The sequence below is a fragment of the Anaerosporobacter mobilis DSM 15930 genome, assembly GCF_900142955.1.
Classification (GTDB): Bacteria; Bacillota; Clostridia; order Lachnospirales; family Lachnospiraceae; genus Anaerosporobacter; species Anaerosporobacter mobilis.
Genome location: NZ_FRCP01000009.1, coordinates 195,230 through 207,135, shown reverse-complemented (window position 1 = coordinate 207,135; position 11,906 = coordinate 195,230). Strand labels below are relative to the sequence as shown.

The window sequence follows — 11,906 nt, the reverse complement described above, 5'->3', positions numbered from 1 at the left end:
TTCTTTTTTCATTACATTTAAACTCCATATTATATACATGTTTATCTTTAGTTTTAGTAATTTGATTACCTTTATATTATTAACATTTTATACTATAAGTACTAAACTTACCCTTAAAACCACATTGACATAATTTATCCTCATATTCATCTCTTTTTTCCTTACTGTCATAATCATTTAAAAACCAAGTCACTTTACAAGTATCAATTTTGTTGCATATCTCTTTAATATATATTTCGTCAACTTTAGCAAAAGAAAAGCCATATGAATAAATCTCATTAACAGAATCATCTAACACATTAAAAAAATCTTGGTTACTGTTTATAGCTCCAGCTGTATTTTTTTTCAATGCGTCATGCATATGTTGAAAGCTTTCTTCAGTTCCAGCCATCAAACCATAATTATCATCACTAAAATAATTATAATCGTATCCATGACCAAACAATAGCTGTCCTCCTTGAACTCCATGAATATGACATACATCATCTATTCCATATATCTTCTCTATAGTCTTCGTATAATTAAACGACAATACTAAAATATCCCCAGAGTTAACTAAATCAAAAAAATCTTTTTTTCGTTTTGCTTTAACAATCTCTATTGTTGAAATCCATCTACTAAAATATTTTGGAATTGCTAAGATTGGATTTATTAATTCTAAAGCACATCCCTCATTAAAATAACTTTCGTCCCATTCATAATCATCATCTTCTTCGTCTTCATCAAAATCCATAATATAATTTTCAAATTCTATGTTTCCTACTGCTTCCTCAAGATTACACCAGTTACTTCCCTCTACATTTGTTAATATATGTTCGATAAACCCTACTTCCTCATTAACATTGCTTACTACATCATTCCCTTTACCATCCATTATATAAGTGGGTGCATAATCAATATCCTCTGCATTAGGATAGGTCTTCACTAAATATTTATGAAAATCTTCATATGAGGTATCTAACCCATGCGATAAATCAAAACCATTTCCAATGACAAATAATTTTTTCATAATCACCCTCCAAAAATTTATACTCTCCGTTATTGCACAAAATATGTATGTTTTTACTGGTATCCCTTACCTCAATTCTCTTCTCTATTGTTTAAATAAATAGATTATTATATGTAACAAAGTATCCTACCTTCTTTAAAATACCATATTTTTCATATTTATTCAATATTTTTCGACCAAATATATAAAGTAAATTAATTTATATCACTTACAAAATAAAATCAAGCGTGTAGGAAAATCAAAAAATTTTACACGACCATTTACTAATTTCTTAGTTATTGTATATAATAATTCTCATATTTTATTTCGATGATAGCAACATCACATCCTCTGGTTGAATATGAAGGTAACCCCCTTGCTGCCGAGTGACGATATTTTCCTTATTCTTTGGTACTTGCCACCACATATGACAATGGTTACTTCCTGATTTTTTTACGATGTATTTGTATTCAAAGGGTGTTTCCGATTGTTCTAGAATCTCAAAGAGAAAACTATTTATCTGTTCTTTCTCTGAGCGATTTATATGATGAGAACGAATCCCTACATGTGTTATATCATTATGTACTTTATCTACTGTTTCCAAAGTAATCCCCCATTCCTTAGCATACACATGATTCTCATCTAGTTTCGTTATCGCCGATATATTCTTACAACCAGTTAATCTTGCCGTCTCCATTCGATATGGTTTTGCAAATAAGTCTCTTGTTTTTCCTAATTCAACCATACAACCTTGATCCATAAGAAGTAATTGATTCGTAAACTCATAGATCTCATCCCTACTATGGGAAACCATAATCATACCGCCCTCATATTCATCTAAGAGATGCTTCATCTCCATCTTGAGATTATCTTTTAGAAAGCTATCTAATGCTGAAAAAGGTTCGTCAAGCATTAGTACCTCCGGTTCATATGCCATGATTCTTGCCAGTGCAACTCTTTGCTGCTGACCACCGGACAATTCTTTGGGATATCTTTTCTCAAGTCCTTTCAAGGCAAACTTCTTAATCATGATAGCAACTCGTTCTTTGATTTCTTCTGGTTTTCTTCCTCCAAGCCCTGCTGCGATATTCTTCTCCACTGTCATGGTAGGAAATAATGCATAATTTTGAAATAGGTATCCTATGTTTCTTTTCTGTGTAGGAACATTAATATTCTTCTCAGAATCAAAATAAACTTGATCATTAACAAGTATCCTTCCTTTATCCGGTGTGATAATACCTGCTATCGCCTTTAACGTCATACTCTTACCACACCCCGACGCCCCTAATATTCCTATCCTGTCATCGTCTCCCACAAACTTAGACATTAATTTGAAACTTTGAAAGTCCTTTTCTATATCAACATGAATCATCATATGGATCTACCACCTTGTAACATTCTTCATTCTTCTACCTGTAACCAAGTTAATTGAAACTACTATACCAAATGATATTACGATTATAATAGCTACCCAAATTCCTGCTAACTGGTAATTACCATCTTGTATTACCATCGCAATTTTTTGTGATATTGTTCCAGTTTTCCCTGCGATATTACCAGCCAACATAGAGGTTGCACCATATTCTCCAATCGCTCTTGCGAATGTAAGAATCGTTCCTGATGCTACACCAGGTGCTGCGGTAGGAAGAATCACCTTCCAGAATATCTTTCTCTCAGACATCCCAAGTGTCCGTGCTGCAAAAATCAGATTGGAGTCAACTTGTTCAAACGTTGCTCTTGCATTGCGGTACATTAATGGCAACGCGATTACGGTTGCTGCAATTACACAGCCTAGCCAAGTTTGAACAATCTTAAGGTCAAAGGTATCAAATAGAAAGATACCTATCGTCCTTCTTCTACTGAATAATAAGAGAAGAAAAAATCCTGCTACTGTTGGAGGTAATACCATTGGTAGCGTAAGAATTCCATCTGCCACTGCTTTCTTGCGTTCACTCATTCTAACAACTCTACCAGCTAACCATATTCCTACAAAGAAGGAAACAATCGTTGCTGCTATTCCTGTTTTTAATGATATTAACAATGGACTATAGTCGAGTTCTTTTAAGATTTCTAACATGGTACCACCCCCTATTCAATTTATTCCGTATAGATCATAAACATATATTTCTCAAACACAGCTTTTGCTTCATCTGTATCTAAGAAAGCTAGAAAATCAGCTGCAGCTTGTTTCTTCAAGTCATCTGCTTCGGAATTGTTAAGCATTGCAACTGGATAAATAATATCCCCTGTTAAGGCTTTATCTGCATATGCAATAATATCCACATCATCTTTTACGGAATACGCATCGGAATAATATACGGTACCGATTTCATTAGAACCTTCTTTCACAGCTTCTGTTACTTTACTCACATTACCACATTCATTAATCTCAATTCCTCCAAGAGCTACTGAAACTTCTTCTGTAGTATAGACAGCTGTATCATCTACTGCTTCTAGTAACCCTAAGTTCACAAGTATGGTTCTTGTATATTTTCCAACAGGTACGCTTCCACCTGCAAGTGCCATACTCTCGGCTAGATTCATAGTATCAAATCCAGTAACCTTCGTTCCACTTCCTTTTGGTGTAATCAATACCACTTGATTGTTTAATAAGTTTTTTCTAGTTCCCTCAACAAGATATCCTTCGCTCTCTAATGTATCCATCTGTTTTGTTGCCGCTGAGAAGAAGATATCGCATTCGTATCCTTCCTGAACTTGCGTAAGAAGCGTGCCAGAACTATCTGCATTATATGTAATCGTTACATTCGGATGCGTCTCATTATACATGTTCTTAATCTCTTCCATTGCACCACTTAAACTCGCAGCTATGAAAACTTGAATCTCTGTCTGTGTTGCTTCTGATTTCACCACAGAACTCGTTGTCTGTGTTTTGGTCTCTGTGTTCGCCGTCTCTGAATCTACATCTGCACTCGTAGTCTCCGATTCTAGCTCTACGCTCGTCGACTTCGCTTCCGCACCTTTATTATCCTTCTTACTTGCGCATCCCATCAACAGAGAAGCCAAAAGCATTACTACCATTACTAAACTGACTATTCTTCTCTTCATAAAATGTACCTCTTCTTTCTCCTAAGATTTTATAATTGCTACCGTTCACCCACCCTTTGGTTATTCTATAGTGATATAATATTATTGAACTGTAGATTATAATTAGCAATCCTACCATCAAAAAACTGCTTAGTCTAATAGTTAAAATCAATAGGATAGGGAAACCTCTACGCCATTTATCTATGGTGTATGTACAATACCTAATTATCTATTTAATTTATTTGTATTAACATTATTTTCTAAATCAATCTTGCCAAAAGAACTAATGTTGAGTAATTGACTTTAATTGTAAATCTTTCTATAATAAGATAACCAAAAAATATTAACAAGACACGACTAGAATAAGGAGGGGTAGAATGACATTACGACACTTGACTATATTTACTACAGTCTACAAAACCTTAAATATGACTTCTGCTGCTAAGAAGCTATATATGACACAGCCTTCCGTTAGTCAGGCAATCAAAGAATTAGAGAATTTTTATGAGAAGAAACTCTTCGAACGATTATCACAGAAACTATACATAACGGAAGCTGGCCACTGTTTGTACGAATATGCAAACAAAATTCTAGCACTCTATGAAGAATCCATAACGAAACTGCAGTCAGAAAATATCGTAGAAAAGATACGGGTAGGTGGCAACTATACCATGGGTATTACTATGTTAGGTGATATCACCGATGCCTTTTATATTGACCATCCGAAGATAGAAATCAGCGTAATTATCAACAAAACCTCCTTCATTAAAGAGCTTCTTCGAAACAATGAGCTTGATCTTGCATTAGTGGAAGAATCTTGCGCTGTATACGATACAGATATGATACAACGACCATTTTATCAAGACCATGTTGTCGCTGTAGTATCTCCCTATCACAAACTTGCAGGTGCCGATACTGTATTCTTATCTGATCTTGCAAACGAAAGGTTCCTTACTAGAGAAAAAGGAGTAGGTGCTAGGGAGATGTTTGAAAGCATTATGGTCTCAAACGGTTATCCTTTCGCTCCTACCTGGGAAAGTATTAGCGCAACTTCATTAATCAATGAATGTAAGAAGAATGTTGGTATCGCAATACTGCCATACGAGGCAGTAAAAGAACAACTTGCACATGACGAATTAGTAGAATTACACATTAAAGATGTGAATTTATCAAGAAATCTAGTTATCATGTTCCACAAGAGTAAATGCATTACTGCAAACATTCAAAGTTTCATTGATACGTGTCTATATTACACTACTAAAAACACGGCATCTAAAGCACTTCTACGTGCTTGATGCCGTGCCTTTTTACATTCTATAGTATACTTGAATCGTTGTTATTTATCACAATCAACAATACCTGCATGAATTAGCTTTGCTAAAAATTCTCCTACATCTAATTCCGCTTCCTCTTCATCTATTCCATTTCGCTCCATCGTATACCTAATCAATCCTTCGCAATCGACTCCTTTTTCCATCAGAGCCCACAGTGCAATCCCTAACTCATTAATCGATGGCATACAAACTAGTGATCCATTCATCTTATCTGCCTCACTAAATATATTAAACTCTCCTCCCATCTCAAGGAGAACATAACCTGGTTTCAATCTAATCCTCTTTACTAGCATTGGATCACTCCTTTATCTCATGATTGGTACACCTTGCTTCATCAATTCAATATCTTCTCGGTCTGGTGCAGTGCTTACCATTAAAACGGAACTATCTAACCATTCATAGACAACACTGACTGCTTGACCCAGCGCCATCTTTACTACAATTGAAGAATCCATAATACCTAACTCCTTCATATCTGTAACTCTATCCTGCTCAACATCATATCCAGGCATCATGCCATCCGTATTACCATTATTAAATATACTGATATTCCTTCCATTTAATTTACACAAGGTCTTAATAGGTGTTTTACAAGCAGCTTTTAATAACTTAACTCCATAACGTTCTTCTTCGTTATCAACGTCTGTTTCTTCTAATTCACTCGCTACTTGTAGCAAGAAACTTCCCCCGCCTGGTATCATGCCTCCATCAAGAATGTTCCTAGCTGTTATAACTGCAGCTTCCATGCTTGTTTTGTTCTCTCGAATCTCCTGGCTTGTTCTACCTCCAGCATACATCACAGCAACTCCATGCTTAAGCCTACCGATTCGTTCTCGATACTTTTCCTTATCGTATGCATTGGTTTTCTCATCCTCGATTATCTCTTGAATCTCTTTCATTCGGTTTGCTATCTGCCAGTCCTGTCCCATACCACCTATTATAGTAGTATGCTCCTTCGCGATAGTTACTTCTTTCGCTCTACCTAACATAGCAAGAGTAACCTTTTCAAGTTCGTCGCCTCTTTCTTCCTTAACAACAACTCCACCTGTTAATATAGCAAGGTCCTCAAGCAGGTCATCTTTTCTAGACTTATAACCTTCTGCCTTAATTACGGCCGTTTTGAACATTCCTTGGGTGTGATTGTGTATTAGCATAGTGAGGGCTTCCCCTGTTACCGCTTCAGCTACTAGGATTATCGGATTACCAGTAGTCATAACCTGTTCAAGGATCGGTAAGATTTGCTTAAATGTCGAGATCTTATAATCCGTAATCAGAATGTACGGATTGCTATACTTGGTTCTATCCTTTCCCTTAGTACAAAAGAGCGGTGATAGATATCCTTGTTTTAACTGCATACCTTCTTCATACACAATATGATTATCTACGCTGTTTGATGGTTTAACCAAAACAATACCTTGCTTTGATACCGCATCATATGCCTGCACTGCCATCTTCGCAATCTTATCGTCATTACAAGATGCTTTCACAGCTTTAATTAAGGTATCTGAATCATTGATATATACGGTTGATTTATCTATCATATATATAGCTTTCGTCAATGCCTTCTTTAAACCTCTTCTTATGTAAACTGGACTAATTCCAGCCGCAAGATACTTAAGTCCTTCTTCCACCATTCCTTTCACTAACAATGCAGTTAAAGTTGAGCCATCTCCTACACGCTCCCCCATGTTCAACACCGCATCACGTACGAGTTGAACCCCTTCATCAAGGAATAAGTCTTGTGACTTAAAATCTTGTAGAATCTGCGAACTGCTACCTGTAATAATCACAGATTTACTGGAACTCTCAACTACAACATTGAGTCCGCAGGGCCCATAAGTAGGCTCTAGTACTCTACAAACCATAAGAATTCCCTCTGCCATTGTCTGTATTGCCTCCCTATTATATCTCATGTCCTTTAACATAAAATCACCTCTCAGCTAATTATAGTAAATGAGTACGCAAGCGCATTTATTCGTCTGTAGAATTTCAAACTAAGAAGTAGTAAAGGTGTTTCGCTATCGTTTCTTAGTTATAGTACGTCAGCCAAGAAACAAAACTACTGTGTCATGAGTTTTGCTTTTCTACTTTATAGATCACAAGTACGGTATAGTTATCGAACGAATAAATACTCTTGGGTATTCATCATTAACTTTACTTATAGACTTTTGCCTTAGCTATAACAGCCAAGTAACCAACCAAACATTATGAAACTTTCAGAATTATGATAATCTTCACCCTTGAATTGAAATCTAATAATTCTCCATATTAAACATCGTCTGATCCCCCATTAATTCAAAGGTAAAGCAATCATCGGTAAGTTCAATTTGACTGAATATAAGTAGTTCATGGAATTCCTTATCCGATTCTGGGTACGTAATTGTAACAAGTAAATTGAACACTTCATCCGTTTTCCCTAACTTATATAATTCACAGGCAACCTTCGTATCTTCTGTAATCTCATACTTTGGATTAAACTCAAGGTAAACTGATTCCACGAACGCAGGGATACAATCAGCAAGTGTGATTCCATCTATTAGTTCTACTGGAAATGTAACTTCCATACCCATTGAACATTCTTCATATAGCTGTTTTCCTTCCTCGGTAAGCTGTATATAATATTTCCCTGGCAACACCAATTTACATTCAAACATCTTCTCGTTCACCAATCTCAACACCTCCATCAATGACACCCACCATTACATCCACTACAATCGCCGCTACACATATACGGTATATTATCTCTTTCTTGATAGGCACACAAGGAATATCGACTATACGAATAGAATCTAGTCACCTTACAACTATCTGCGAATGAGATTCCTTCTTTTTCAAATGTAACCACCACCGGAACTAGCATATCCTCCATAATGTCATATGGACTTAGCATCAATTTTGCCTTCAATTCAAACTCTGTCTCACCATTTGATGGAATACACCGAATTCCTGTCAATACCGTTGTAAGTTTTACTACCTTTCCCTCCTCATCAAAGCATAGGGAATTGTCATCACCAGTTACTCCTATTGCAAGAGGATTATGAGCAATATATGTTCCTGTCTGATGTACAATTACGGTGGATTTTTCTGGTTCTAACGACTGCATCTTACCATCTTTATAGAAGCTAATTCCATACCGAACTACAACTTTTCCATAGGCAGTATCAACGTCTAAATGTTCTCCTGGCCATATTGTTAGACTCTTTACTTCTCCCGTCTCATAAAAACAGATACAAGAGAACATTCCAGAATACAACGTATCTCCTATCTTCACAGTACTTTTCGTTAATAGTTCTTTTTCCTCCACTTCTGTCCAGAATCCACTAATCTGTCCATATACAGGAAATACTCTGTGAATCTTCTCATTCCTATAAAATGTTATATATTCGGCAGGTAAGATTCCAATGGGTGTATGTATTTCGCTTATGGATTCTAAATATATTGACTTCAACTCACCGTCTTCGTATCTTACTACAGATTCTTTGCTACGTGATCTAGCATCTGGCTGTGAATATCTTGGTATCAAAGTATTTTTACCAACTACAACACTAACCTTATCCATTGCAATCACCTACTTTTTCACATAAACCATGCATGATATTCACAATATACATTCCATCCTCTCGTTTAGAATCCACTGACAATCCACGTTGCTCCGTATAATACGCAAGCCAAGGCATAACATGAGAACATTTAATGGTTAGACATGTATATAACTCTTGTTCTAGAAAGGGAATTAACATCTTCTTTGAACTTAGATCCCGATGTATCTTCATCGCTTTATCAAAATCAAAATAAAAGAATCCGTCTTCAGCAATACAAACAGGATAGGGTGGAATATCGTCTACTTGTTCCTCCTCATCGAAAGCAAGATTATTATAAAAATCATCATAGATTTCATCAAATAATTGCTGGGAGATTTCATCTGACTCACACATAATGATCCCATTCTTATTCAAAATCTGATATGGCAGTCCAACAATTGCCGTTCCGATTAACAATTCACTATCCTGTGTCTTAATAATTGCAGCTATCTTTTCCGATAGATTCACAATCTCTGGTCTTGTCATATTCTGCGTGTTCTTAATCTCTATTACACCAACTGGTTCCCATACTTGTATCTTTTCATAGATGATTAGCTTATGTACATGAAAGAAATCTGTTATTTGATTATCACTATCTGCAAGAACAAAAAATCTCATATTAATCAACCCCACTTTTCAGAATATTAATAAGCTCCTGTTCAACTTCTTTAATCTTTTTCTTGTCAATCCCCAAGTCAAATATCGTTTCAGTGGCACGGACAAAATCATATAGGTTGCAGTTACCCACACGTTCACCAATTCCAAGAAGGGTGCAATCAATCATGGAGCCCCCCGCCTTTGCCATTATAATGGAATTCGCTACTGCCATCCCAAGATCATTATGCTCATGAATTTCAATATTAAGTTCTTTCACTGCACTATGAATCTGCTTTACAATATCAAATCCACGATCCGGTGTTAGAGTCCCTACGGTATCCGCAACCCGAACAGTTTTAACTCCCATTGAATAGAGTTGACGAACTAATGTTAAGATAAAGCCAATATCGGCTCTGGTTGCATCTTCTAATCCTACAGTTACTGGTATTCCATAATTATTTGCAATCTCAAGACAGCTTTTTATCTCTCTTTGAACCCATACCTTATTCTTATTAAGCTTTGAATAAATCTGTACATAGGAAACAGGTACTCCAACATGAATCAAATCTGGTTGAAGCAGACAAGCTTCTTCCATATCCTCCTGACGCATTCTACACCAAAGGGAAATCAATGCATTTTTCCTTTGACCCATTAGCTTGTCGAGATATTGTAAATCATCGGAATGGATATCAACACAACCAGCCTCTATTTCATAGACGCCTAGTTCATCAAGGAGTAATCCCAATCGAATCTTATCTTCTGGACGAAATACTACACCTGGGCATTGTTCCCCATCACGTAATGTTGAGTCTACAATTTTCTTCTTTATCTTCATAGGCATCCCTCAATGATGGATTGGAGTTCATCATCGCTTATATTCCTACCCAATTTGCTACTTTCAAGTTTAACATTCCGTAAAATCAATAGGCATTTCTCTTTCTCGAATTCGCTATACCCAAATTCCTCTAACTTTATTTTGATAGAACAAAGTCCCGAATGTTTTCCTATTACTATCTTTCTTACTTGCCCCACAAGCTCAGGTGGAAAGGTTTCGTAATTAGAGGATTTTTTCAGAATTCCATCTACATGAATTCCAGATTCTACCCAGAATATACTTTCACCAATGATAGGCATCTTACCAGGTATCTTATCTCTTGTAATCAACTCATATAGTTGTTTCAAATTGGGTAATTTACTTAAATCTTGATTCACTTTATAATGTTGATTCAATCTAAGTGCTAAGATTACTTGTTCCGTTGCTGCCTTATTGCCGACACCAGCGAATGTAGTGACTACTTTCTTTCCTCCGGCTTGCATAAACATCACCGCTTCGGCAGTAGCACAATCATTGCTATTCTCAGGTATAAAAAATATCTTCTTTTTATCGATTATTGAAAATATCTCTTTTAACGCTATATCAAACTCAAAACACATGAAGTCATCCATTCCTCTTAAGGCAATTGCCTTTGAGGAAACGTAATTCCTAAGATGCAAGATCTCTCTTGTATCATTCATCTGAATTATTGTTACGATATCTTCTTCGATGGTTTTTGACTGTAAGAAATGTTTAATCAAAGGGAATTTTCTTCGATCCGATAATGCATCAATCTCCATATAATAGGAAGCTCCTGGTATTAATACAGGTTCAATTACAGGATATAGTTTTTCTGATACCATGAAGTCAAGTATTCCACATTCCATAAACAACCGAATAAATTCACCTGCTTGCTCCTTAGTCGGAGGAGTTAAGTCAAGCATACTTAATGTAGCATCAATAATCTGCATGATATCACCTTCCCATCTAATTATTTACTAGTTAGGTGTCAAAATACCCTTTTACATTTTGAATCATCAATTTGCACATTTTACAAAGCCTAAGTACCAACGACTTCATACAGTTGCTCATCAAACTATGTTCTGCATCACATTAGTCAGGTTTACGAATGTGCAAATTGACGAAGTCGAGTTTTTTAGAGGACTTTTGACACCTTAACCATTTACTCAAACTTCGCACATAAAACTACATTTAGTTTAGGTAATCGCCCGAAGTTTCACAGCATAAGATCTGCAACTGGCGTTCCACCTTCAAAGTGTTCGTCGAATATTCTCTCAACATCATCTACTGTGAGGTGCCCATACCAAACCCCTTCTGGATATACAACAGCAATTGGTCCCTTGTCGCAGATACCAAAACAACCGGTATTGTTCAAGACGATTTCGCTGGATAAATCCCGATCACTGATTTCCTCCATAAACTTTTGCAAGATATCAACTGCTTGATTATTAGCGCAATATCCTCTTTGTTGCCCTGTTATTGTGCAGCTTGTGCATATAAATACGTGAAATTTTGGTTGTACCATA

13 protein-coding genes are annotated in these 11,906 nt (G+C 36.1%); 1 reads left to right on the top strand and 12 read right to left on the bottom strand.

All coding sequences use genetic code 11. The features are described 5' to 3' along the window. Nucleotides 1-79: 79 nt before the first annotated feature. The 4 genes from BUB90_RS09220 to modA all read right to left on the bottom strand — a co-directional run bounded on the left by BUB90_RS09220 (nt 80) and on the right by modA (nt 4,054). Nucleotides 80-1,009 (bottom strand): bacteriophage abortive infection AbiH family protein, encoded by a 930-nt coding sequence (locus tag BUB90_RS09220; protein ID WP_073286467.1) that lies wholly within the window; start codon nt 1,007-1,009, stop codon nt 80-82. A gap of 301 nt (nt 1,010-1,310) precedes the next feature. After that, complete coding sequence (locus tag BUB90_RS09215; RefSeq protein WP_073286464.1) at nt 1,311-2,363, bottom strand: sulfate/molybdate ABC transporter ATP-binding protein; 1,053 nt, start codon at nt 2,361-2,363, stop codon at nt 1,311-1,313. 6 nt (nt 2,364-2,369) lie between these two features. Then, a complete protein-coding gene (gene modB / locus BUB90_RS09210) occupies nt 2,370-3,065 on the bottom strand; it encodes a molybdate ABC transporter permease subunit (RefSeq protein WP_073286461.1) in 696 nt (231 codons plus the stop codon). A 20-nt stretch (nt 3,066-3,085) separates the two neighbouring features. Further along, nucleotides 3,086-4,054, bottom strand: coding sequence for a molybdate ABC transporter substrate-binding protein (modA, locus tag BUB90_RS09205; RefSeq protein WP_073286457.1), 969 nt, complete (start codon nt 4,052-4,054; stop codon nt 3,086-3,088). 356 nt (nt 4,055-4,410) lie between these two features. Between modA and BUB90_RS09200 the strand changes: the two genes are divergently transcribed. Continuing rightward, a complete protein-coding gene (locus BUB90_RS09200; protein WP_073286454.1) occupies nt 4,411-5,328 on the top strand; it encodes a LysR family transcriptional regulator in 918 nt (305 codons plus the stop codon). Between the two features lie 41 nt (nt 5,329-5,369). Here the strand turns inward: BUB90_RS09200 and BUB90_RS09195 are convergent, their stop codons facing one another. The 8 genes from BUB90_RS09195 to BUB90_RS09160 all read right to left on the bottom strand — a co-directional run bounded on the left by BUB90_RS09195 (nt 5,370) and on the right by BUB90_RS09160 (nt 11,905). After that, entirely contained in the window at nt 5,370-5,660 is a 291-nt protein-coding gene (locus tag BUB90_RS09195; protein ID WP_073286451.1) for a PqqD family protein, read from the bottom strand. 12 nt (nt 5,661-5,672) lie between these two features. After that, complete coding sequence (gene groEL / locus BUB90_RS09190) at nt 5,673-7,292, bottom strand: chaperonin GroEL (RefSeq protein WP_073286448.1); 1,620 nt, start codon at nt 7,290-7,292, stop codon at nt 5,673-5,675. Between the two features lie 327 nt (nt 7,293-7,619). Then, a complete protein-coding gene (locus tag BUB90_RS09185) occupies nt 7,620-8,036 on the bottom strand; it encodes a hypothetical protein (protein WP_139241733.1) in 417 nt (138 codons plus the stop codon). Between the two features lie 14 nt (nt 8,037-8,050). Next, nucleotides 8,051-8,926 (bottom strand): hypothetical protein, encoded by an 876-nt coding sequence (locus BUB90_RS09180; protein ID WP_073286442.1) that lies wholly within the window; start codon nt 8,924-8,926, stop codon nt 8,051-8,053. After that, nucleotides 8,919-9,566: a Fe-only nitrogenase accessory AnfO family protein gene (locus BUB90_RS09175; RefSeq protein WP_073286439.1), complete on the bottom strand. Its 648-nt coding sequence runs from the start codon at nt 9,564-9,566 to the stop codon at nt 8,919-8,921. The genes BUB90_RS09180 and BUB90_RS09175 overlap by 8 nt, the downstream gene beginning before the upstream one ends. Before the next feature lies 1 nt (nt 9,567). Then, entirely contained in the window at nt 9,568-10,380 is an 813-nt protein-coding gene (locus BUB90_RS09170; protein ID WP_073286436.1) for a beta/alpha barrel domain-containing protein, read from the bottom strand. Further along, nucleotides 10,377-11,330 carry a homocitrate synthase/isopropylmalate synthase family protein gene (locus BUB90_RS09165; RefSeq protein WP_073286433.1) on the bottom strand — a complete coding sequence of 318 codons (954 nt, stop codon included), beginning with the start codon at nt 11,328-11,330 and terminating at the stop codon, nt 10,377-10,379. The genes BUB90_RS09170 and BUB90_RS09165 overlap by 4 nt, the downstream gene beginning before the upstream one ends. A gap of 266 nt (nt 11,331-11,596) precedes the next feature. Beyond that, nucleotides 11,597-11,905, bottom strand: coding sequence for a 2Fe-2S ferredoxin (locus BUB90_RS09160; RefSeq protein WP_073286431.1), 309 nt, complete (start codon nt 11,903-11,905; stop codon nt 11,597-11,599). Nucleotide 11,906 lies beyond the last annotated feature (1 nt).